The organism is Sphingomonas sp. Leaf412, from assembly GCF_001425405.1.
In the GTDB taxonomy this organism is placed as follows: domain Bacteria; phylum Pseudomonadota; class Alphaproteobacteria; order Sphingomonadales; family Sphingomonadaceae; genus Sphingomonas.
Genome location: NZ_LMQP01000003.1, coordinates 412,951 through 434,582, shown reverse-complemented (window position 1 = coordinate 434,582; position 21,632 = coordinate 412,951). Strand labels below are relative to the sequence as shown.

The following is a 21,632-nucleotide window of genomic DNA, read 5'->3' as shown; positions in this document are numbered from 1 at the left end:
GGGTCCATCCGTCCGCGAGTGCGACCGGCGTTCGTCCTGGTGGCACGATGGACCCCGGCACAAGGCCGGCATGACGAACGGGATCACAGCATGACCGACCCCGTCCGCTCCTGCATCCTCACTCGCGACCGCGCGCCCGCGCACGCGCTCATCCGCCTCGCGCTCGCGCCCGACGGTAGCATCCTGCCCGACGTGCGGGCGAAGGCGCCCGGGCGCGGGGCGTGGATCGGCGTCACGCGCGCGCAGCTGGAACTGGCGGTCGCGAAGGGCCGGTTGCGCGGCGCGCTCGCCCGCGCGTTCCGCGACAACGAGCTGAAGGTCGCGGACGATCTGCCCGCGCGCATCGCCGCCGCGCTCGAACGCAACGCGCTCGACCGGCTGGGCCTCGAATCGCGCGCGGGCACCGTCCTGACGGGATCGGAGCGGATCGAGCAGGCGGCGCGGTCGGGCAAGCTCCACGCGCTGTATCACGCCGAGGACGCGAGCGACGACGGCGCGCGGAAACTGGCGCAGGCGTGGCGCGTGGGCAGCGATCGCGAAGGCTCCGACCTCAGGGGGTTGGCGCTGCCGGTGCCGCGCACCATATTGGCGTTGGCGCTGGGCCGCGACAATGTGGTACATATCGGCGTCATCGACCGTGCGGCCGCAGCGCGAACGGGGGAAGCCCTGTCGCGCTGGCTGCATTTTATCGGCCCTGATCCCATCCCCGCACCTTGCGCTACGGCCGCGCAGGGGGCATCGGCGCCCGGTCCGGACCGGGTGCGAACGGCCGTGACGACAGACGAGGATTTTGAGTGAGCGAGACCGACAACGACAAGCCGAAACTCGGGATGCGCGCGCCGCTGGGCGTGAAGCGCACGGTCGAGACCGGCAAGGTGAAGCAGAGCTTCAGCCACGGCCGTAGCAATACGGTGGTGGTCGAGGTGAAGCGTCGCCGCGTGCTCGGTCCGCAGGGTGCCGCCCCGGAACCGACGCCGGAACCGGTCGCGGCGCCCCCGCCGCCCGCCCCGGCCGCCCCCGCCCCGCGCCCCGCCCCGTCGGGCGAGACCGCGCAGGAGCGGCAGGCGCGGATGCTGCGCGATGCCGAGGATCAGCGGATGCATTCGCTGGAGGAATCGCGTCGTCGCGAGGAATCGGAGAAGCAGCGCGCCGCCGAGGAAGCGCAGCGTCGCATCGAGGAGCGCGCGCGCGCCGAGGCGGAGGCCGCGAAGGCGCCCGAGCCCGCGCCGGCGCCCGAACCCGCTGCGCCGCCCGCCCCCGTGGCGGACGCGCCGGCACCGGCCCAGGCCACCACGACGCCCGCCCCGGCGCCCGCCCCCACGCCCACGCCTGCGACCCCGGTGGCTCCGGCTCCGGCTCCGGCACCCGTGGCGGCGACGCCCGCTCCCGCGCCGACGCCCGCCGCGCCGCCGCCCCCGCCGCCCGTGGTGGAACTGGCGCGCGATCCGGCGATGCCCGCGCCGCGCCGCTTCTCGCCCGTCGCGCGTCCCGAAATCCCCAAGCCCCAGCCCAAGCCCGAGCCGAAGCCGGAGCCCGTCTCCGCCGCCGCTCCCGCGACGGCAGGCGGCACCGCGGGCCGCGCGCTGCCCTCGGGCCAGGCGACGCCGCGCGGCGGCACGCCCGCGCGCGGCGCCCCGACGCAGCGCGATCGCAAGGCAGACGAGCGGCGCGGCGGCAAGCTGACCGTCACGCGCGCCCTGAACGAGGACGGCGCCCGCGCGCGCAGCCTCGCCGCGCTGAAGCGCGCGCGCGAGAAGGAGAAGCGCGGCTTCGGCGGCCCGCGCGAACCGCAGGTCAAGATGGTCCGCGACGTGCAGGTGCCCGAGGCGATCACCGTCCAGGAACTGGCCAACCGCATGGCGGAAAAGGGCGCGGACCTGGTGAAGACGCTGTTCAAGATGGGCTCGCCCGTCACGATGACGCAGACGATCGACCAGGATACGGCCGAGCTCCTCGTGACCGAATTCGGCCACAACATCGTCCGTGTGTCCGACAGCGACATCGACCTCGCGCTCGACACGACCGAGGACATGCCGGACGAGCTGCGCCCGCGGCCCCCGGTCGTCACGATCATGGGCCATGTCGACCACGGCAAGACCAGCCTGCTGGACGCGCTGCGCGGCACCGACGTGGTGCGCGGCGAGGCCGGCGGCATCACGCAGCATATCGGCGCGTATCAGGTGACCCTGAAGGACAAGTCCAAGGTCACCTTCCTCGACACGCCGGGGCATGAGGCGTTCTCGGCCATGCGCGCGCGCGGCGCGGACGTGACCGATATCGTCGTCCTGGTGGTGGCCGCCGACGACGGGCTGATGCCGCAGACGATCGAGGCGATCAATCACACCCGCGCCGCGGGCAAGCCGATGATCGTGGCGATCAACAAGGTCGACAAGCCCGACGCCAATGCCCAGCGCGTGCGCGAGCGCCTGCTGAGCGAGGACGTGCAGGTCGAGAGCATGGGCGGCGAGACGCAGGACGTCGAGGTGTCGGCGCTGAAGAAGACCGGGCTCGAGGACCTGATCGAGAAGATCCAGCTCCAGGCCGAGTTGATGGAACTGACCGCCAACCCCGATCGCGCGGCCGAGGGCATCGTGGTCGAGGCGAAGCTGGACAAGGGCCGCGGCCCGGTCGCGACCGTGCTGGTCACCCGCGGCACCGTGAAGGTCGGCGACGTGTTCGTCATCGGCGCCGAAAGCGGGAAGGTCCGCGCGATCGTCGACGACAAGGGGCGCCAGCTGAAGGAGGCGGGCCCGTCCATGCCGGTCGAGATCCTCGGCATGACCGGCACGCCGTCGGCGGGCGACCCGATGCAGGTGGTGGAGAACGAGGCGCGCGCGCGCGAGGTGGCGGAATATCGCCAGGGCGTGCTGACGCAGAAGCGCACCACGTCCGCGCCCGCCAGCCTGGAATCGATGTTCTCGGCGCTGAAGGCGAACCAGGCGATCGAATATCCGCTGGTCGTGAAGGCGGATACGCAGGGCACGGTCGAGGCGATCGTGGCGTCGATCAACAAGATATCGACCGACGATATCAAGGCGCGGATCCTGCATTCGGGCGTCGGCGGCATCACCGAAAGCGACGTGAACGTGGCCTCGGCCTCGGGTGCGCCGATCATCGGCTTCAACGTCCGCGCCAACGCCAATGCGCGGCAGATCGCCGATCGGCACAAGGTGGCGCTGAAGTACTACGACGTCATCTACGACCTGATCGACGAGATCCGGGCGGGCATGGCCGGCGAGCTTGGGCCCGAGGCGTTCGAGACCGTCGTGGGCCGCGCGGAAATCCGCGAGGTGTTCTCCGCGGGCAAGCATGGCCGCGCGGCGGGCCTGCTGGTGGTCGAGGGCGTCATCCGCAAGGCGCTGAAGGCGCGCATCACGCGGGCGGACGTCATCATCTACCAGGGCGAGATCGCGTCGCTGCGCCGGTTCAAGGACGATGTGGCGGAGGTCCGCGCCGGGCTGGAATGCGGTGTCACGTTCACGCAGAACTTCACCGACATCAAGCCGGGCGACTTCCTGGAAACCTACGAAGTCGAACTGCGCGAACGCACGTTGTAAACATCACGTCATGCCGGCGCAGGCCGGCATCTCGTGCCGCAGGGAGCGTCCCTGCGGCACGAGGCCCCGGCCTTCGCCGGGGTGACGCACCCACGAGGCTGCGTCATGACCGACAAACCCGAAAAGTCCGTCCGTTCGCTGCGCGTCGGCGAACAGATCCGCCACGTCCTGTCCGAAATCCTGCAACGCGGCGACGTGCATGACGAAACGCTGGCCCGGCACATGGTCAGCGTGACGGAGGTACGCATGTCCCCCGACCTGCGCCACGCCACCGCCTTCGTGAAGCCGCTGCTGGGCCGCGACGAGGAGGCGGTGCTCAAGGCGCTGCGCACCAACACCGCCTATCTCCAGCGCGAGGTCGCGGCGCGCGTGCAGACGAAGTTCGCCGCGAAGCTGAAATTCCTGGCGGACGACAGTTTCGACGAAGGCTCGCACATCGACGCGCTGCTGAAGGCGCCGAAGGTCGCGCAGGACCTGGACGACGCCTAACCCGCCTATTCCAGCGCTTCGGTGAAATGGCGGCGGCACAGCGCGACATAGCGGTCGTTGCCGCCGATCTCGGTCTGCCGCCCCTCCGCCACCGCGCGACCCTCCCGATCGACGCGCAGGTTCATCGTCGCCTTTCTTCCGCAGGCGCAGACGGACTTTATCTCGATCAACGCATCCGCCACCGCCAGCAGACGCGCCGAGCCTTCGAACAACTGCCCGCGAAAATCGGTACGCAGCCCGTAGGCCAGGACGGGCACGCCGAGGCCGTCCGCGATCCCCGCCAGTTGCCGCACCTGGTCCGCGGTCAGGAACTGCGCCTCGTCCACCAGCACGCAGGCCAGGTGTCCGCGTCGATGCCGCTCCGTCACCGCCGCCGCGATGTCGGTCGCCGCGTCGAACATCGTGGCGGGCGCGCTCAGCCCGATCCGCGACGTGATCGTGCCCGTGGCGAAACGGTCGTCGACCGCGGCGGTGAACAGCATCGTCGCCATGCCGCGCTCGCGATAGTTGAAATCGGCCTGCAACAGGGTGGTCGATTTTCCCGCGTTCATGCTCGCATAGTAGAAATACAGCTTGGCCATCAATCGCGCCCTCCCGTCGTCAGCGGGCGGGTCAGACCGCGACGCCGACGACATGGCCGATCGCCGCGGTGACCGCCATCGCCAGCGCGCCCCAGAACGTCACGCGCCACGTCCCCCGTCCCACCCCCGCATTGCCGGCCCGGGCGCCCAATGCCCCCAGCACCGCCAGGAACGCCAGCGACGACCCGGCCACGCCGGGGATCAGCAGGTCCGCGGGCATGACGAACACCGCCAGCAGCGGCATCGCCGCCCCGACGGTGAAACTGCCCGCGGAGGCGAAGGCCGCCTGTACCGGGCGGGCCCGCGCCCCGATGGTCAAATCGAGTTCGTCGCGGACATGCGCGCCCAGCGCGTCGCGCGCCATCAATTGCGTGGCGACCGCGACCGCGGTGGCATCGTCGACGCCGCGCGCGACGTAGATCGCCGCCAGCTCGGCCAGCTCCCCGGCCGGATCGGCGGCAAGCTCGCGGCGCTCGCGGCCGATGTCCGCGCGTTCGGTATCGGCCTGCGCGCTGACCGACACATATTCGCCCGCCGCCATGGACATCGCCCCGGCGACCAGCCCCGCGGTCCCCGCGATGACGATGTCCGGCGTCCGCGCATTCGCCGCCGCCACGCCCAGGACGAGGCTGGCGGTGGAAACGATCCCGTCGTTCGCGCCCAGCACCGCCGCCCGCAGCCAGCCGATGCGGTCGACGACGTGCCGCTCGTCATGGGGGGCGGCCGGCGCGGGGGCGGGATCGGGCATGGCGGTGGACATGATGCGGCAACCTGAAGCCTCGTGCACCACCGGTGTAGCACGCAACGCGCGCGGGGCACCTGCCGGAAACCGCGATATCCCGCGAGCGGTCGGAAAATGCCGCCTCGCGCCGCCGATCGTGCGCCGGAACCCGGCCGTCGCGGGCCGCCCACGGGGCGCATGCGACATGGTGCTTGGGAACCCGCGCGAAACCGGGCTAATGGTGCGCGCGAAGGGCGAATCCGCCTGCTCGCAATATATCCGGGAGAGACGATTTGCTGTTTCACACGATGGTAGGTTCGAACGACATCGAACGGTCGCGGCGGTTCTACGATGCGGTCCTGGGCGCGCTCGGCACGGAGCCCGCGACGGTGAACATGGCGGGGAGCGGGCACACCCGCCTGTTCTACCGCAACGAAGGCGGCACGAACTTCGTCGTCACGCAACCGATCGACGACGAGCCCGCGACCGTCGCCAACGGCGCCACCGTGGCGTTCTCGTGCGATTCGCCCGAACAGGTCGCCCTGTTCCATGCGACCGCGGTCGAACACGGCGGCACCTCGATCGAGGACGCGCCGGGTCCGCGCAGTTCTGCGATGGGCACCATCCACCTGGCCTATGTCCGCGATCCGGACGGCAACAAGCTGTGCGGGATCCACTTTCCCGGCTGATCCGGCGCGGCACAGTCGAAAAGGACGATCGTGGCGGCTGTCGAGATTGCGGGGCTGGCGAAAAGCTTCGGCGGCGTGGTCGCGCTGCATCCCACCGACCTGGTCGTCGCGGACGGCGAATTCGTCGTCCTCGTCGGCCCGTCGGGATGCGGCAAGTCCACGTTGCTGCGGATGATCGCGGGGCTGGACGCGCCGAGCGCCGGGCGCGTGACGATCGGCGGCCGCGACGTCACCGATGCCGAACCGTCCGATCGCGGCGTCGCGATGGTGTTCCAGTCCTACGCTTTGTATCCGCAGATGACGGTCGCGGGGAACATCGGCTTCCCGCTGAAGGTCGCGCGGCTGGACCGGCGCGAGATCGCGGAACGCGTCGCGGAAACCGCCGCCATGCTCGACCTGACCGACCTGCTCGATCGTCGCCCCCGCGCGCTGTCGGGGGGGCAGCGCCAGCGCGTGTCGATCGCCCGCGCCATCGTGCGCCGCCCGCGCGTGCTGTTGCTGGACGAACCGCTGTCGAACCTGGACACCGCGTTGCGTGCGCGGATGCGCCACGAATTCGCGCGGCTGCACCAGCGGCTGGGCGCCACGATGATCTACGTCACGCACGACCAGCTGGAGGCGATGACGCTCGCCAACCGCATCGTGGTGATGAGCGAGGGGCGGGTGGAGCAGGTCGGCGCCCCGATCGACGTCTATCGCCGCCCCGCCGGCCTTGCGGTCGCCGCCGCGATCGGGTCGCCGGGCATGAACCTCCTGCCCGCCACGATCGTCGCCGCGGGCCCCGACGGCGCGGTCGCGCGGCTGGCGGGCGGGGAGACGATGCGCGCCGCCGCGCATGTCCCCGCCGCCGCCGTCGGCACCGCGGCCACGGTGGGCGTCCGGCCCGAACATCTGTTCCCCGCACCGGACGGCCCGTTCGCGGGCGCGGTGGAATTGTTCGAACGGCTGGGGCCGCTGTCCTTCGCGCATCTCGGCGCGCGCGGGGCGACGGGCACGATCGTCGCGCAACTGCCCAGCGACCGGTCGGTGACGCTGGGCGAGACCCTGTCGTTCGCGGTCGCGGCGGACGCGGTCCAGCTGTTCGACGCGGACGGCCGCGCCTACCCCCGCCTCACCCCTTGACGCCGCCGCCCAGCAGGCCGGTCAGGTAATAGCGCTGGAGCGCCAGGAACAGCAGCAGCACCGGCATGGTCGTGACGACCGACGCCGCCATCATCAGCTCGCCGTCGGCGGCATGTTCGCGCCCGATCGCCGCGACCGCGACGGGCAGGGTGTACATGTGCTGGTCCGCCAGGACGATGAGCGGCCACAGGAAGTCGTTCCAGCTGCCCAGGAACATGAACAGCGCCAGCGTGACGACCACGGGCATCAGCAGCGGCAGGACGATCGACACGAATATCCGCCCCTCGCTCGCCCCGTCGATCCGCGCGGCGTCGATCATCTCGTCGGGGATCGACAGCGTCGCCTGCCGGACGAACAGGATCGCGAATATCCCCGCCAGGCTGGGCAGGATCACGCCCGCATAGGTGTCCACCAGCCCCAGTTCGCGGAAAATCAGGAACAGCGGCAGCATCGCCACCTGCCCCGGCACGACCAGCCCCGCGATCAGCAGTTGCAGCAACCGCTCGCGCCCGCGGAACCGCAACTTGGCGAAGGCATAGCCCGCCGGCACGGTCAGGATCAGCCCCAGGACCGTCGACGACAGCGCCACGAACAGGCTGTTGGCCAGCGCGGGCACGATGCGATAGTCGAAGACCGCGCCCTGGTACACGCGCTCCACCAGCAGTTCGTAGTAATTCTCCCACGTCCACCGGCGTGGCCAGATCGGCGGGGGATAGGTGCTGGAGGCGTAGCGCGGCATGAACGACACGGTCACCATCCACGCGAACGGCGCCAGCGTGACCAGCGTCATCGCCGCCACCATCGCGTTCAGGACGACCGCCCTCCACCGGCGCGGGGTCACAGCCATTCGTACCGCCGCCCGATGCGGGTCTGCACCAGCGTCAGTGCCAGGATCAGCACGAACAGCACGAAGGCGACGGCGGACGCCTGGCCGAGGTTCCACCATTTGAACCCCTCCTCGAACATGAAATACAGCACCGTCGTCGTCGACTGCGCCGGTCCGCCCAGCGTCATGACATAGGGTTCGGCGAACAATTGCAGGAACCCCGCGACGCTCATCACCGCCGCCAGCAGCAGCGTCGGCCCGATCGCGGGCAGGGTCACGTGGCGGAACCGCGCCCACCATCCCGCCCCGTCCAGCCGCGCCGCCTCCATCAACTCGTCGGGCACCGCCGCCAGCGCCGCGGTGAACACGATCATGTTGTACCCGAACACCTTCCACGTCACGAACAGCAGGATCGCGGGGATCGACCAGCGCGGATCGCCCAGCCAGTCGACCGGCCCGATGCCCACCGTCGCCAGCGCCCAGTTGAGCAGGCCGAACCGCGTATTGAGGACGTAGCGCCAGACGACCGCGGTCGCGACGATCCCGGTCACGTAGGGCGCGAACAACGCCACGCGCCAGAACGGCTTCCACCGGACGCTGACGTCGTGCAGCAGCAGCGCGGTGAACAGCGACGCGCCGATCGCCATCGGCACGCCCAGCAGGGCGAAGAAGGCGGTGTTGCGCAACGCGCGCCAGAACAGCGGGGTGGACAGCAGGTCGCGGAAATTGTCGAACCCGACGAAGCGCAGGTTGGACCAGTCGGCCAGCGCGTAGACGCTGAAATCGGTCAGGCTCAACCCCAGCGCCAGCAACGCGGGCAGGACGAACACCAGCGCGGTGATGCCCAGCACGGGCAGGCTGAAGGTCCAGGCGGCGCGTTCCTGCCGGTTCATGCGATCCGCCCCGCCGCCACCAGCGCGCGACGCTTCGCCAGGATCGCGTCGACCCGCGTGTCCATCGCGGCCAGCCCCTCGTCGATCGTCAGCCCGCCGCGCACCACGCGTTCGGCGACGATCTGCACGTCCAGCCGGATGCGTTCCCATTCCACGATCGTGGGCAGGCGCGCGGGCAGCTCCATCTGCTCGGCGAACGGGCGCAGGACCGGGTCGGCGAGTTGCGGGTCGCGCCATGCGCTGCGGCGCGCGGGCAGGACGCCGATCATCCGCTGGAAGGTCAGCTCGCTCTCCACCGACGTGAGGTGGCGGACCAGGGCCCAGGCATCGGCCTTGCGCCGCGATCGTGTGGACACGGCCAGGCTGTTGTTGATCGCCGATACGCGCCCCGGACCGTCCGGCCCCGGCATCCGCGCGGTGCCCCACCGGTCGGGCGCGATCTCGTCCACCCGGCGGCGCAGGTCGGTCAGCAACGTCGGCCCGCTGGGATACAGCGTGAAATACCCGCGCGCGAACGCCGCCATCGGGTCTTGGATCTCGTTCGACGACACGCCGGGGGCGTAGCCGTCCGCGAACAGCGAGACGTAGAAGGACAGCGCTTCGCGATAGGCCGGGGTGCGGAAATTCCCGCGCGTATCCCCTGCCCGCAGCGGATAGGCGCCCGCCGCGCTCGCGAACGTGACCAGGGTGTCCCACCAGTTCAGGAACATCAGCATGGCGTAGCGGTCGGGATACCGCCGCTTAAGCCGCGCGCCGACCGTGCGCCATCCGTCCCACGTCGACGGCGCGGTATCGAACCCGATCTCCCCCAGGATGTCGCGACGATAGAATTGCACCTGGCTCCCCACCGACCAGGGCACGGCATAGGCGACGCCGCCATAGGTCAGCGGCCGCATGACGTCGGGAAAGCCGTCCCCGGCCAGCGCGGGATCGGCCAGCGGCTCGATCGCGCCGATCATGGCGAACTCGCTCACCCACCCCGACGGCAGCATCATCACGTCGGGCAGCGAAGCGCCCGCGAAGGCGGTCAGGTATTTCTCGTGCGCCGCGCTGCCCGGCAACGACTGCGCATCGGTCGCCATCCCGGTCGCGCGGGTGAAGGCGGCTAGCAGGTGGGGGGAGTAATCGCCTTCGTATCCCGTCGCCCAGAAGGTCAGCGCATCGGGATCGCGCCGCCCGCACGCCGCCAGCATCCCCGCCGCCCCGCCCGCGATCATGCCGCGGCGCGTCAGGCCCGCATGGCCGAACCGGTCCCCCCCTGTCATCGCGCCGATGTGCCAGCCGCATGCGGTCCCGACCAGCGACAAAATCGGCTATCTTTCCGCAAACGGCTGATCCAGGGAGGCTTTCGATGGCGCGCCGCGATCCGCATCCGAAAACGGGCGATCGCGCACGCACCACGCCGGACCCGCAGGGGCGGACGGCGGACACGTGGGGGGATCGCACATGGGCATGAACACGACCGGACGTTGCGGGTGGCTGGCCGGCGCGGGGATGCTGGCACTGGCCTGCCCCGCCGCGGCGCAGCAGGCGCCCGCGGGCGGCGAACCGGTCCCCGCCGCCGCCGCCGCTGAGGACGCCGCGGCCACGGAGGAGAGCGGCGCCGATATCGTCGTCACCGGATCGCGCATCCGCCGCCCGGATTACGAGGCGCCCAACCCGATCGTGTCGGCGGACGCGCGCGATATCCAGCAGTCGGGCAACACCAACCTCACGACCTTTCTCCTGCGCGTGCCCGCGCTGGTCGGATCGCGCGACAGCACGCGCGCGGCGGGCGGGGACGCGGTGTCGAGCCAGCAGTTCGGCCAGGCCGGGCTGAACCAGCTGAACCTGCGCAACCTCGGCATCAACCGCACGCTGACGCTGGTGGACGGGCGTCGACACGTCGCGGCGGAGGCGAGCAACGCGGCGGTCGACATCAATTCCATCCCGACCGACCTGATCCAGCGCGTCGACGTCCTGACCGGGGCGGTGGGCGCGGTCTACGGCGCCGACGGCGTCACCGGCGTGGCCAATTTCATCCTCCGCCGCGATTTCGACGGCCTGTCCGCGCGCGCGCAGATGGGCGTGTCGCAATATGGCGACGGCGCGACCCGCTTCGCCTCGATCGTGGCGGGACGCAATTTCGCCGACGGCCGCGCCAACGTCACCCTCGCGTACGAATATAGCGGGGAGGACCGGATCCCGTACGAAGCGCGCAAATATCTGCGCCAGGGCAATCGCCGCTATCTGATCCCCAACGACGCCGATCAGCCGGACGACCCGAACGTCCCGGACAACGTGCTGCTGGGCAACCTGAAATACACGTACATCTCGCCGCTCGGCGCGATCTTCGTCGGCGGGGAATCGAACCCCAGCTTCGACGGGCTGGGCCGCCCGTACGATCCCGGCCGCCCCGTCGCCTATTACTATCAGGGCGGGGTCAGCACCGACGTCCCCGGCTTCTACCAGGGGGACCTGACGCCCGGCATCCAGCGGCATACCGCGAACGTGCTTTCCTCGTTCGAGGTGTCGGACGCGTTCAAGCTGTCGGTCGACGCCAAATATGCGCGCACCGATGCGCGGACCTTCGGCCAGTTTCCCGAAACCTATTACCTGCCGATCGCGCTCGACAATCCCTTCATCCCCGGCAGCATCCGTGCGGCGGCGGTGGAACAGGGCGCGGAGAATCTGTTCCTCAACCGCCACAACATCGATTTCGGCCGGCTGGGCGAAAGCGACCGGCGCGAGACGTATCGCGGCGTCGTCGCGGCATCGGGGCGCCTGTCGGATCACGCGACCTACGACGCCTATTATCAGTATGGCCGCACCGACCTGGCCATCACCCGCCTCGGCAGCCGCCTGGCCTCGCGCTATCTCGAGGCGCTGGACGCGGTCGCCGGACCGGGCGGGACGATCGTCTGCCGCTCCACCCTGGCCGCGGCGGGCAATGGCTGCATCCCGATCAACCCCTTCGGCCCAGGACCGACCGACGCCGCCGCGCTCGCCTATTTCCAGCGCAACGACCGCAGCTTCGCGCGGATCGACCAGCATGTCGCCAATGCGTCGGTCAGCGGCGATTTCGGGCAGTTCTTCACGCTCCCCGGCGGCCCGGTGCAATTCTCCTTCGGGGGCGAGTATCGCCGCGAAAGCAGCCGCTTCGATCCCAATGCCAACCTGGTGGCGGGCAATTACTTCCCCGGCGACGAACCGGGCACCGTCCTGCCCAGCCGCGGCAGCTTCGACGTGTGGGAGGCGTTCGGCGAGGTGAACGTGCCGATCCTGCGCGACCGGCCCTTCTTCCACCTGCTGTCGGTCGGCGCGGCGGGGCGCTATTCCGATTATTCCACCGTCGGCAGCACGCGGACGTGGCAGTTCACCGGCATCTGGGCGCCGGTGCGCGACATCTCGTTCCGCGGCTCCTACGGCCAGGCGGTCCGCGCCCCGAACATCGGGGAATTGTTCCAGCCGACGAGCAGCACGTCCGCCTTCTTCGACGATCCGTGCACCACGCGGTCGGTCGGCAACGGCACGTCGTTCCGCGCCGCCAACTGCCGGGCGCAGCTGTCGGCGGCGGGCCGCGACACGTTGCTGGGCGAAAGCGACACCGGCTTCGTCATCAGCGGCATTTCCCAGGGCAATCGCGCGCTGCGCCCCGAACGCGCGCGGACATGGACCGCGGGCGTGGTGCTGCGTCCAGGCTTCCTGCCCGGACTGTCCGCCTCCGCCGACTGGTACGACATCGACCTCAACGACGCGATCAACACGGTCGGCGGCAACGACCTGGTCAACCTGTGCGTGGATTCCCCGACGCTCGACAATCCCTATTGCGCCGCCTTCACGCGGACGCAGGGGAACGGCCGGATCAGCGGGTTCACCGTGGGTCCGCAGAACGTGGCGAACTTCCGCACCAGCGGGCTCGACGTCACGATCGACTATCGCCTCGACGCGGGCGATGCCGGGACGTTCGACCTGCGGCTGATCGGCGGGTATCTCGACCGGCTGACCTTCGTCGCCATCCCCGGCGCCCCGGTGAACAACAATCTGGACAGTTTCGGCGCACCGCGATGGAACGCGAATTTCGCACCCACGTGGACGCGGGACCGCGTGTCGGTGAACTACAATCTGCGGTGGTTCAACGCGACCCGCGCGTTCGATCGCAACACGACCGCCGCGAACCCGGACGTCGCCGCCGCGCGCTACCTGCGTTTCGACCCGCTGTGGCAGCACGACATGCAGATCGCCTATCAGGTCCCCGACGGCTTCGGCTTCTACGGCGGCGTCACCAATTTCACGGACCAGAAGCCCGATCCCGCCGCCTATGGCACGAACGTCCCGATCTCCCCGCTCGGCCGCTTCTTCTACGTCGGCGCGCGGCTACGCTATTGACGCAGGGGCGCGCGGACGATCCGCGCGCTTGATCCGTGCCGCCAACCTGTCATGGGGCGGCGATGCCGTATCAACCCGACCTGCTGGCCCTGCATTATCCCGGCTACGACGTCGTCGTGCCCTGTCACGATCGCGCGCACGTCGTCGCGGATACGGTCGAAAGCGTGCTGGCACAGGATCATGCGCCGACGCGGGTGATCGTCGTCGACGACGGGTCGCGCGACGACAGCGCCGCGGTGATCCGCGATCTGGCCGCGCGCCACCGGACGGTGGAGGCGGTGCTGCTTCCCCGCAACGTCGGCGCATCGCAGGCGCGCAACACCGGCGCCGCGCTCTCCCGCGCCGAATGGATCGCGTTCGTCGACAGCGACGACGTGTGGCTGCCCGGCGCGGCGCGGTCGCTGCTCCATCCGCACGCGACCGCCGGGCACGACGTCGTCGTCGGCCATTTCGCGCGGTGCGAGGACGGGGGATCGCCCGGCGCGCCCGAATGCGGGTGGGACGGCGCCTGCATCCGCGCAGGGCTCGCCAGCGGCGGCGTGATCGGTCCCAGCTGGGCGGTGGTCCGTCGCGACACGGTCCTGCGCGTCGACGGGTTTGACCCCAGCTTCCACAATTGCAACGACTGGGACTTCTACACCCGCGCCGCCGCGGCGGGCGCGCGCTTCGTCCGCATCGACGCCTGCGTCAGCCTGTATCGCACCGTCAGCGGCCGCCGCCTCGTGAACGATACCGCGATCGGGCAGCGCAACGCCGCGCGCGTCCTGGCCCACCCCTTCCTCGCCCCGCTCTCCCCGGCGGCGTAGCGCAGGGCGCGCTGATCGCATGCCGGTTTCGTGATACAGGCCCCGGCCATGCCGATGCAAACCGACGCCGACGTGGAAACCGCGCTGCTGGGGCCGGTGCTGGCCGACCGGACCTGCGGCGATTGCACCATCTGCTGCACGGTCCTGAAGGTGGACTCGCCCGATTTCCAAAAGCCCGCGGACGTCGCCTGCGCGCATCTCGGCGCGGGGGGGTGCGGCATCCATGCGATTCGCCCGCACATCTGCCGGACGTGGTTCTGCGCCTGGCGCCGGGTGCCCGCCTTGCCCGACGCCGCGCGCCCCGACCGGTCCGGCCTCCTCGTCTCGCTCAACTTCGTTCGCGATCCCCGCAACCGTTTCGAGGGGGTGGCGATCAACGTCCGCCTGCTCCCGGGCAGCACCGCGATCGCGGACGGCACCGCGGCGGCGGTGCTCGACGGGCTGTGCGATCGGCTGGTCCCGGTGTGGTTCAGCGACGGGTCGCGCAAGATGCTGGTCCATCCCGACGCCGACGTGGCGCAGCACGTGCTGTCCGGCACGACTCCCCCTCCCCACCTGCGGGCGGAGGTGCGCGCGTGGACCGACCGCTACGCCGCCTTCGGTCCCGACCGGGCGTAGCGCGCCGCGCGCCAACCACCGATCCGGACCGTCACCGGTCGCCCGTGATCCGGTCCGTCGTCATGCATATGTCACCTGGGGTGGGTAAATAGGTCGCGCGGTCCTCGGGGGAGGTCGCGGCGATGTCCGACGGACGTCGCGTCGTTCCGGAACCGGGCATTTTGCCACCCGTGCAGCAAAGGAATGTGTGATGCCGACCAATTACAGGGCCCTGGGCCTTGGCGCGATGATGACTGCCTTCGCCCTGGGCCATGCCGGCACCGCATCCGCACAGGCATGCCGGTCGCTCGAACAGCGGTTCGGCGAGATCATGGGGTATAACAAGACCAACGACGTCATGATCCTGGGCCATCGCGGCTTTTGGGGCTCCAACAATCCGCACGCGGTCCAGATGCCCGAAAATTCCACCGGTGCGATCATCGACGCGGACGCCGCCTGCATCGACGGGATCGAGCTGGACATCAAGCTGTCGTCCGACAACGTGCCCTTCATCCTCCACGACTTCAACGTCGGGCGGACGACGAACTATTCCGAAACGAAGGGTCGGCGGCGCTACAATCCGCGTACCGACGGCACGCTCCCGGAATACAACCCTCCCCTGTCGGCCATCCGGTCGGACGAGGCGGAGAAACTGCGCCTGCTCAATCCCAGCCGCGCGGGATGGAGCATGTACACGCTGCCGAAGCTGGAGAACGTGCTGCGATTCTACGATCTGCGCCACTTCAGCCTTCCGATCATCTTCGACGTGAAGACGTCCGAGGCGGTCAAGGCCACGAACAGCGCGGTCCGCAAGTTCGTGCCGGGCGGGCGGTACAAGATGGCGATGAAGGTGAACGCCACCTTGTACCAGACGCCCGAGGCGTTCGAGAAGGACGCCGGCGACATGTGGGCCATCCCCGTCTTCACCACCAACATGCTCGGCCGCATCAACGTCGACGCCGCCTTCAACGCCTGGTTTTCGGCCAACGCGATCGAGGTGAACGTAAAGCAGCCGTGGGGCCTGATGTACACGTTGAAGGACCGCGTTGTGGAAGCGGGCAAGAAAGCCGGCGTGTTACACGCCATCCCCGACGAAGACGAGAGCAACGGCAGCTTCTACATGAATACGGGCGCGTGCTGCTACAAGCTTTCCAACCTCTATTACGAATGGAAGCCCAACTTCAAGGATACGGACGACCGGCGCGGCGACCTCGGCTTCCTCAACCGCGAACGGTTCAACCTCATCACCACGGACGACCCCAACGCCGCGGCCCAGTATTTCCGCCGCCAGGGCAAGCGTCGGGATCACCCCGGCGCATTCTGATCCGGGTCCGACGATCGCGGCCGCCGGGGTTCCGGCGGCCGCCACTACAAGAGTGACGTTCGATGCTGACGCTGATGTTATCGATGCTGATGGCGGCCACGCCGGATCCCGACGCCGGTCGCGCCGCCCCGCCCGCCGCGGCGGGATCGTCGGTCGCGGCGCTGCTCGATCGCGGGGCGGAGGTCGGCCGCCCCTTTCCGGCCAAGCATGACGCGCGCTCAATGGCGACGCAGCGCAATACCGGCAAGGCCGCGTCGATCCAGGCCCTGGCCGCCGCGGCGCGACGCCGTGGCCTCGACCGCGCGACCGACGTCGTCGCGGCGGAGGCGGCGTTCCGCGACATGCTGCTGGCGGAAAAGCTGATGCAGACGCTGACCGATACGATCGTCATCGACGAGGCGGAGGTCCGGTCGCGGTTCGATCGCGACCCGGACCGGTACGACGAATTCGACATCAGCCATATCTTCATCCCGTCCGGCGCCGATGCGCGGAGCGACGCCGATCGGAACGGCGCGGCGCGCGCACGCGCGGTGGTGGCGAAGCTGCGCCAGGGATCGGACTTCGCCGCTCTGGCGCGGGAAACGTCCGCCGACGGCACCACCGCGGCCGACGGCGGCCGGCTTCCGCTGATTTTGGGCGCGGATATCCAGCCGACCTTCATGGCCGCCATCGCGCCGCTGAAGGACGGCCAGATCAGCGACGTCGTGAAGGGGACGGACGGCTATCACGTCATCCGCCTGAACCAGCGGCGCCATGCCTATTCCGGCCCCGCCCGCGACCGCATCGAACGGGAGATCAGGACGCGCGAGATGGAACGGCTCCTGCCGAAGGTCCACGCCCTCGCGACGGGGGCGGAGTGACCGGCCCCGCGCGCGGTCGCGTCGCCCCGCGCCGCCTCCTGGCGGCCGGGGCGATCCTGGCCGCGGGGGCCGGGGCGTATCTCGCCACGCGTCCGGGGGACGTGGCGCCGTCGCGCGGCATCACGGTCGTGCGCGGGACGGGCACCGCCCCCGCCCGACCCGTCGGCCCGCCCGTCGCCGCCGCGCCGTCGTCCGCCGCCCCGGACGCGCGATCCGCCGACGGCGACATCGCGACGCTCCGCCGGAACCTGGCGGCGACGTTCCCGACCCTCGGCGGCGCGACGATCGTCTGCACCGACCGGTGCGAACTGTCCGCCGCCGTGTCGGAAGCGGGCGACGCGCGCGTGGCGCCGTCGCAGCTGCCCTATCTCGGCCGGCTGGAGGCGTATCTCCGCCGGAACGGATACCGCCCCATCGACGCTTTGATGATCGAGGAGGCCGGCGGCGGCGACAGCGTCCTTCGCCTGCGGTTCGCCAGAGGATAGCGGACGCCCCGCGCCGCCGCCGCCCGTCAGCGATCCGCGCCGGTCGCGCCCCCTCGCCCCGACGCGTCGGGAAGCGTGGCGACGAAGCGCTTCAGGTCCGCAGGATCATCGGTCTGGAGCATCGACACGCCCGCGCGGATGAGCCGCCCCCAGACGCGGTCGGGGTCGCGGCGCGCCTCGTCGTCCCCGCCGATCCCGGCCACATATCCGTCCCACAGCGTGTTCGCCCACAATCGCCCGTCCGCCGCGCGCGCCGCCGCCGCGGTCGGCGCCAGCAGCGCGAGGGACATCCGCGGAACCTCGTACCCGACCGGGCGGATGCGCCCCCCCGCCTGGCGCGCGATCACCTGCGGCAGGTCGTCGCCCCCCGACAGCATCGGCAGGAACGCCACCCGGTCGAACGGCGGCAGGGCGGCCAGCGGGGGGCTGGCGATCCCCGCCGTCGCCTTGACGAGGACGCGGTCCTGCGCACCGTGCGCCTGGACCGCCGCGATCGTCTCGGCCTGCACCGCGTCCTTGATATCCAGGTTCAGGACGATCCGCCCGGCCGCCGCGTCGAGCATCTCGGCCAGGGTCGGGACGCGGGCATCGGTCACGCGCGCACCCGCGCCGCCCAGATCGTCGCGCAGCCGCAGCGCCCGGATGTCCGCCAGCGTCAGGTCCGCGATCCGCCCGCGACCGTCGGTGGTGCGATCGACGGTGGCGTCGTGGATCATGACCAGATGCCCGTCGCGCGTCATCCGCACGTCGGTTTCCATCACGTCGGCGCCGATCGCCACGCACTGCGTCAGCGCCGCGAGCGAGTTTTCGGGCACGCTGCCGAGGCCGAGCGCCGGCGCCGCGGCGTGGCAGCCGCGATGCGCGATCACGATCGGTCCCGCCGCCGGATCCGCGATCCGCGCCATGACGGCCAGCGCCGCGTCCAGCTCGCGCCGCGCCGCGTTCAGGTCGGCACGAAAGGCCGCGTCGCCGTGCAGCCGCGCGACCATCGCCGCCCCGGCCATCCGTCCCGCCGCCACCGCGCTGGCGTTATGCGCGCCGCAGATCACGCGGCTGTCGCCATAGTCCCGCCCGCGCGACAATATGTCGGTGGCGCGCGCGGGGAGCAGTTCGGCCAGGACGAGCGCGACCGCGGTGCCCCAGGCGGTATGCCCGGACGGATAGTCGAAGCTGTTCGCCAATGCCTCCCGCGGCTGGCAGATCGGCCCGGCGTCGACCACGAACGGTCGCCGCCGCCGGTACACCGGCTTCACCGCATTGACGCCCGCGGCCACGTCGCCGCGCATCCGCGTCAGCAGGCGCGCCAGCGCGGGGGTCGCGGCCGGGGACAACGGGCGGCCCGCCGCGCCCGCGAAGTCGGCCAGCATCGCAGGAACCGCCTCGTCCACGTCGGCGGTCGCCCGGCGCCAGCGCGCCGACCCCTGCAAGCCACGGGTCGCGCGGAACGTCGCCCGGTCCGCCGCATCGGCGGCGGACCCGGTTTCCGGCGGAGCGGGCAGCACCTGTTCCAGCGCCACCCCCGGCCCGGAAAGGTAGCGCTGCCCCGCCGCCGCCTCCCCCGATACCCCCGTGGCCAGCGCCATCACCGGCAGCAGGATCGCCGCGCGCATCAGAAGCGGACCAGCCCGCCGATGTAGAAGGCGCGACCGTTGTCGATCTCCTCGCGCAGCAGGCGATAATCCGGTCCGAACATCCGCCGCGGACGGAAATCGGTCAGGTTCTTGCCCTGCGCCACGATCGTCAGGTGACGGTTCACCGTCAGGCGCAGCTGCGCGTCGAACAGGTTGCTGGCGGCATAGACCCGGTCCTGCAACGGGTCGGTGTTCGATACCGAGAAGAGCAGCGGCGACAGGTGGTTCCACGCACCCTGCACCTGCACCGGCCCGGCGGTGTAGAACAGCTTCACGTTCGCGACGGTATTGGCGCTTTCGAACAGGTTGGTCAGGCGACGCGTCGTCACCCGGTCCGCCAGCGTGATCGTCGGCGGTGTCGGGTCCAGCAAGGTGAGGTTCGCGGACAGGCCGAACCCGTCGAGCGGCCCCGGCAGGAAGCGCATCCGCGACACCACCGCGTTCAGCTCCACGCCCTTCACCTTGCTGCTGGACGCGTTGACCGGCTGGATCCGGGTGACCAGCGTCGGCAGACCGTCGACAATTTCCGTCGCCTGGTTGCGGACGGTCAGGATTTCATCGCTGATGTCCTTCAGGAACAGGCCCGCGGAAAACAGGATGTCGCGGTTGGCGTAGAATTCGACGCTCAGGTCGTAATTGTCGGACACGCGCGGCTTCAACCCGGGATTGCCGCTGGTGATCGTGCGCCCGCCGCCGTCGGTCTGGCCCGCGATCGACACGACCTCGCGCGCGGCCAGGTCGTCGTAATTGGGACGGCCCAGCGTCCGGCTCGCCGCCCCGCGCACCTTCAACTGGTCCGTCACGTCCCAGTTCACCTGCGCGGAGGGCAGCCAATAGCCGTAGCGCTGCCCCTGTTGCGCGAAGACGAAGCTGGTCGCCGTGCCCCGCGTCACCCCGGCGGTGGAGCCTGTCCGCAGGTCGGTATGTTCGTACCGCACGCCGGCGGTCAGCTCGACCGCCTCGGTCGCGAACCGTCCCATGGCATAGGCCGCCACGATATCCTCGCCCAGGGTGTAGTCGGGGGTCAGGCTGCCCGACGTATTGGCGCTGTTGGGGGTGAAGCCCGCGGCATTGGCGGCGTAGAAGGCGGCGGCGGCCTTCGGGTCGACGAACAGCAGGGACTGGCCGCCGCCGTTGTACGGCGAATAGCGCGCATCGGGATCGTCGACCGCCGACAACAGGTAGTTGCTGGTGCCCAGCGGCCGGAAATTGCGCACCGTGAAATCGTAGCCGCGCTTCAGGAACCGGGCGTAGGCGCCCGTCTGGATGCCGAACCCGCGATCCTGCGCCTGCATGTTGATGCCCAGGTTGCCCTGCGCGGTCAGCGCGCGTTCGCGATTGTCGTCCTTGGCCGTGCCGTATTCGAACTGGCGATAGTTCGCCGGATCGAAGGCGAAGGCGGGATTGGCGGGCGTGAACCGCGTGAACTCGCCCGGCGTGATGGTGTAGGTATAGGCCAGGCTGTTCGTGTTCGCGATCCGGTACGTGGCGAACGTCGCGTCCTGGCGATAGGTCGACACCGCGTAATTGACGCCCAGATCGGCGTGGATGCCGCTGCCCGGCGACAATTCGGCGTGGAAATCGCCGTAGCGGACGCGGCGCTGCTGCGCGAACTGGGCCAGGTCGACCTGCGCGTTGGCGTTCGATACCGCGCCGCCCGCCGCGGTCACGTTCGTGAAATTGGTGTAGCGGTTGGTCGCGGCGGTCACCGCCGTATTCGCGATGATCGCGTTCGACTGGCGTTCCTCGTCGTTCTTGTGGCGGAAATCGGCGAGCGTGAACGCCGCCCTGAACATGCGATGGTCGTCGAACTCCAGCTTGCCGAACACGCCGTACCGCTGGCGCAGATTGTCGTAATGGAGCCAGCGCCGCCGGTCCGGCGCGACCAGCGCGTCGGACACGTCGTTGGCGGGCGACAGCCGCCGGGTGCCCGTCGCGGGGTCCAGGTACAGGTAATTGTCGGTCGCGGAATTGAGCGATGCGGAATCGCGGCGGAAATAGCTGCCCGATACCACCGCGCCGAACATGCCGTCCGGCCCGAACGTGGTCGACGCCACGACCTCCACCTGTCCCGACGGCGTCCGCGTGCCCCGCGTCCGTTCGAAATCATATTTGCCGATGTCGAACCGCCCGCCCACGAACGTCTTCCCGCCGTTGTCGAACGCGCTGCGCGTCCGCAGGTTGGCGACGCCGCCGATGGCGTTGCCGTTCATCGACGCGTTGACCGACTTGTACACCTCGACCCGGCTGGCGAGCGAGGAGGGGATGACGTCGAGCGAGACGTTGCGCCGCCCCACTTCGTTCGCGGGCAGCGGCACGCCGTCGATCTCGACCAGGTTGTAATCCGCGTTCAGGCCGCGGATCGACAGGAATTGCGCCTCGCCGCGCGCATTGTTCTGCACCGTCGACACGCCGGGAACGCGGGTCAGCGCCTCGCCCAGGCCGAAATCGGGCAGCGTGCCGATCTCGTCCGCGCTGATGCTGTCGGAAATGACCGAGATGGTGCGCTTCGCCTCGATCTCGCGCGCGGCTTGCAGGCGCGCACCGGTGACGACGATGTCGGCGCCTCCTCCGCCGCGGCCTGGGCGCCGGCGGCCTGCGCGCCCGCGGCCGCCGTGGCCGCTCCTGCATCGACCGCCCCGTCCTGCGCGCGCGCGCCCGGCGCCATGGACAGGCAGGACAG

18 protein-coding genes are annotated in these 21,632 nt (G+C 70.3%); 11 read left to right on the top strand and 7 right to left on the bottom strand.

Annotation, left to right across the window (positions count from 1 at the left end):
* The first annotated feature begins 90 nt into the window (after window positions 1-90).
* From ASG29_RS09220 to rbfA, 3 genes are all read left to right on the top strand, one after another.
* The gene (locus ASG29_RS09220) at window positions 91-798 is read left to right on the top strand and encodes a DUF448 domain-containing protein (protein ID WP_055983064.1); all 708 of its coding nucleotides are present in this window, start codon (window positions 91-93) and stop codon (window positions 796-798) included.
* Entirely contained in the window at window positions 795-3,557 is a 2,763-nt protein-coding gene (gene infB / locus ASG29_RS09215) for a translation initiation factor IF-2 (protein ID WP_055983061.1), read from the top strand. The genes ASG29_RS09220 and infB overlap by 4 nt, the downstream gene beginning before the upstream one ends.
* Before the next feature lie 105 nt (window positions 3,558-3,662).
* Entirely contained in the window at window positions 3,663-4,046 is a 384-nt protein-coding gene (rbfA, locus tag ASG29_RS09210; RefSeq protein ID WP_055983059.1) for a 30S ribosome-binding factor RbfA, read from the top strand.
* Between the two features lie 5 nt (window positions 4,047-4,051).
* Here rbfA and ASG29_RS09205 read toward each other — a convergent pair whose 3' ends face one another.
* Both ASG29_RS09205 and ASG29_RS09200 read right to left on the bottom strand, forming a co-directional pair.
* Window positions 4,052-4,627, bottom strand: coding sequence for a thymidine kinase (locus tag ASG29_RS09205; RefSeq protein WP_055985368.1), 576 nt, complete (start codon window positions 4,625-4,627; stop codon window positions 4,052-4,054).
* Window positions 4,628-4,658: 31 nt separating this feature from the next.
* A complete protein-coding gene (locus ASG29_RS09200) occupies window positions 4,659-5,387 on the bottom strand; it encodes a VIT family protein (protein ID WP_235532849.1) in 729 nt (242 codons plus the stop codon).
* Between the two features lie 269 nt (window positions 5,388-5,656).
* Here ASG29_RS09200 and ASG29_RS09195 point away from each other — a divergent pair, with 269 nt between their 5' ends.
* Window positions 5,657-6,037, top strand: a complete 381-nt coding sequence (locus tag ASG29_RS09195) for a VOC family protein (protein ID WP_200932415.1) — start codon at window positions 5,657-5,659, stop codon at window positions 6,035-6,037.
* A gap of 30 nt (window positions 6,038-6,067) precedes the next feature.
* Window positions 6,068-7,159 (top strand): ABC transporter ATP-binding protein, encoded by a 1,092-nt coding sequence (locus tag ASG29_RS09190; protein ID WP_055983053.1) that lies wholly within the window; start codon window positions 6,068-6,070, stop codon window positions 7,157-7,159.
* On the opposite strand, the gene ASG29_RS09185 is transcribed toward ASG29_RS09190, so the two are convergent.
* The 3 genes from ASG29_RS09185 to ASG29_RS09175 are packed head-to-tail and all read right to left on the bottom strand — an operon-like array spanning window position 7,149 to window position 10,143.
* Complete coding sequence (locus ASG29_RS09185) at window positions 7,149-8,006, bottom strand: carbohydrate ABC transporter permease (RefSeq protein WP_055983050.1); 858 nt, start codon at window positions 8,004-8,006, stop codon at window positions 7,149-7,151. The genes ASG29_RS09190 and ASG29_RS09185 overlap by 11 nt on opposite strands.
* A complete protein-coding gene (locus tag ASG29_RS09180; RefSeq protein WP_055983047.1) occupies window positions 7,997-8,878 on the bottom strand; it encodes a carbohydrate ABC transporter permease in 882 nt (293 codons plus the stop codon). Before ASG29_RS09180 ends, ASG29_RS09185 begins: the two co-directional genes overlap by 10 nt.
* Window positions 8,875-10,143 carry an extracellular solute-binding protein gene (locus ASG29_RS09175; protein ID WP_156457964.1) on the bottom strand — a complete coding sequence of 423 codons (1,269 nt, stop codon included), beginning with the start codon at window positions 10,141-10,143 and terminating at the stop codon, window positions 8,875-8,877. Before ASG29_RS09175 ends, ASG29_RS09180 begins: the two co-directional genes overlap by 4 nt.
* A gap of 187 nt (window positions 10,144-10,330) precedes the next feature.
* Between ASG29_RS09175 and ASG29_RS09170 the strand changes: the two genes are divergently transcribed.
* The 6 genes from ASG29_RS09170 (at window position 10,331) to ASG29_RS09145 (ending at window position 17,318) form a co-directional block, all read left to right on the top strand.
* On the top strand, window positions 10,331-13,246 hold the full coding sequence (locus ASG29_RS09170; RefSeq protein WP_235532848.1) for a TonB-dependent receptor plug domain-containing protein: 2,916 nt from the start codon (window positions 10,331-10,333) through the stop codon (window positions 13,244-13,246).
* Between the two features lie 62 nt (window positions 13,247-13,308).
* Window positions 13,309-14,052 carry a glycosyltransferase family 2 protein gene (locus ASG29_RS09165; RefSeq protein WP_055983044.1) on the top strand — a complete coding sequence of 248 codons (744 nt, stop codon included), beginning with the start codon at window positions 13,309-13,311 and terminating at the stop codon, window positions 14,050-14,052.
* Between the two features lie 54 nt (window positions 14,053-14,106).
* Window positions 14,107-14,670 carry a YkgJ family cysteine cluster protein gene (locus ASG29_RS09160; RefSeq protein ID WP_055985362.1) on the top strand — a complete coding sequence of 188 codons (564 nt, stop codon included), beginning with the start codon at window positions 14,107-14,109 and terminating at the stop codon, window positions 14,668-14,670.
* A gap of 190 nt (window positions 14,671-14,860) precedes the next feature.
* Window positions 14,861-15,973: a glycerophosphodiester phosphodiesterase family protein gene (locus tag ASG29_RS09155; RefSeq protein ID WP_055983041.1), complete on the top strand. Its 1,113-nt coding sequence runs from the start codon at window positions 14,861-14,863 to the stop codon at window positions 15,971-15,973.
* A gap of 62 nt (window positions 15,974-16,035) precedes the next feature.
* Window positions 16,036-16,833, top strand: coding sequence for a peptidylprolyl isomerase (locus ASG29_RS09150; RefSeq protein ID WP_055983039.1), 798 nt, complete (start codon window positions 16,036-16,038; stop codon window positions 16,831-16,833).
* Complete coding sequence (locus ASG29_RS09145; RefSeq protein ID WP_055983037.1) at window positions 16,830-17,318, top strand: hypothetical protein; 489 nt, start codon at window positions 16,830-16,832, stop codon at window positions 17,316-17,318. Before ASG29_RS09150 ends, ASG29_RS09145 begins: the two co-directional genes overlap by 4 nt.
* Before the next feature lie 26 nt (window positions 17,319-17,344).
* Here the strand turns inward: ASG29_RS09145 and ASG29_RS16425 are convergent, their stop codons facing one another.
* Window positions 17,345-18,928 (bottom strand): glycerophosphodiester phosphodiesterase family protein, encoded by a 1,584-nt coding sequence (locus tag ASG29_RS16425; protein ID WP_082515891.1) that lies wholly within the window; start codon window positions 18,926-18,928, stop codon window positions 17,345-17,347.
* Window positions 18,928-21,450, bottom strand: coding sequence for a TonB-dependent receptor (locus ASG29_RS09135; RefSeq protein WP_235532925.1), 2,523 nt, complete (start codon window positions 21,448-21,450; stop codon window positions 18,928-18,930). Before ASG29_RS09135 ends, ASG29_RS16425 begins: the two co-directional genes overlap by 1 nt.
* Window positions 21,451-21,632: the final 182 nt, after the last annotated feature.

Bases quoted from the DNA above. Each gene is read 5' to 3' on its own strand.
- ASG29_RS09170 (WP_235532848.1), top strand. From the start codon at position 10,331: ATGAACACGACCGGACGTTGCGGGTGGCTGGCCGGCGCGGGGATGCTG.
- ASG29_RS09160 (WP_055985362.1), top strand. From the start codon at position 14,107: ATGCAAACCGACGCCGACGTGGAAACCGCGCTGCTGGGGCCGGTGCTG.
- ASG29_RS09155 (WP_055983041.1), top strand. From the start codon at position 14,861: ATGCCGACCAATTACAGGGCCCTGGGCCTTGGCGCGATGATGACTGCC.
- ASG29_RS09220 (WP_055983064.1), top strand. From the start codon at position 91: ATGACCGACCCCGTCCGCTCCTGCATCCTCACTCGCGACCGCGCGCCC.
- ASG29_RS09195 (WP_200932415.1), top strand. From the start codon at position 5,657: ATGGTAGGTTCGAACGACATCGAACGGTCGCGGCGGTTCTACGATGCG.
- ASG29_RS09165 (WP_055983044.1), top strand. From the start codon at position 13,309: ATGCCGTATCAACCCGACCTGCTGGCCCTGCATTATCCCGGCTACGAC.
- ASG29_RS09205 (WP_055985368.1), bottom strand. From the start codon at position 4,627: ATGGCCAAGCTGTATTTCTACTATGCGAGCATGAACGCGGGAAAATCG.
- ASG29_RS09185 (WP_055983050.1), bottom strand. From the start codon at position 8,006: ATGGCTGTGACCCCGCGCCGGTGGAGGGCGGTCGTCCTGAACGCGATG.
- ASG29_RS16425 (WP_082515891.1), bottom strand. From the start codon at position 18,928: ATGCGCGCGGCGATCCTGCTGCCGGTGATGGCGCTGGCCACGGGGGTA.
- rbfA (WP_055983059.1), top strand. From the start codon at position 3,663: ATGACCGACAAACCCGAAAAGTCCGTCCGTTCGCTGCGCGTCGGCGAA.
- ASG29_RS09175 (WP_156457964.1), bottom strand. From the start codon at position 10,143: ATGACAGGGGGGGACCGGTTCGGCCATGCGGGCCTGACGCGCCGCGGC.
- ASG29_RS09150 (WP_055983039.1), top strand. From the start codon at position 16,036: ATGCTGACGCTGATGTTATCGATGCTGATGGCGGCCACGCCGGATCCC.
- ASG29_RS09180 (WP_055983047.1), bottom strand. From the start codon at position 8,878: ATGAACCGGCAGGAACGCGCCGCCTGGACCTTCAGCCTGCCCGTGCTG.
- ASG29_RS09200 (WP_235532849.1), bottom strand. From the start codon at position 5,387: ATGTCCACCGCCATGCCCGATCCCGCCCCCGCGCCGGCCGCCCCCCAT.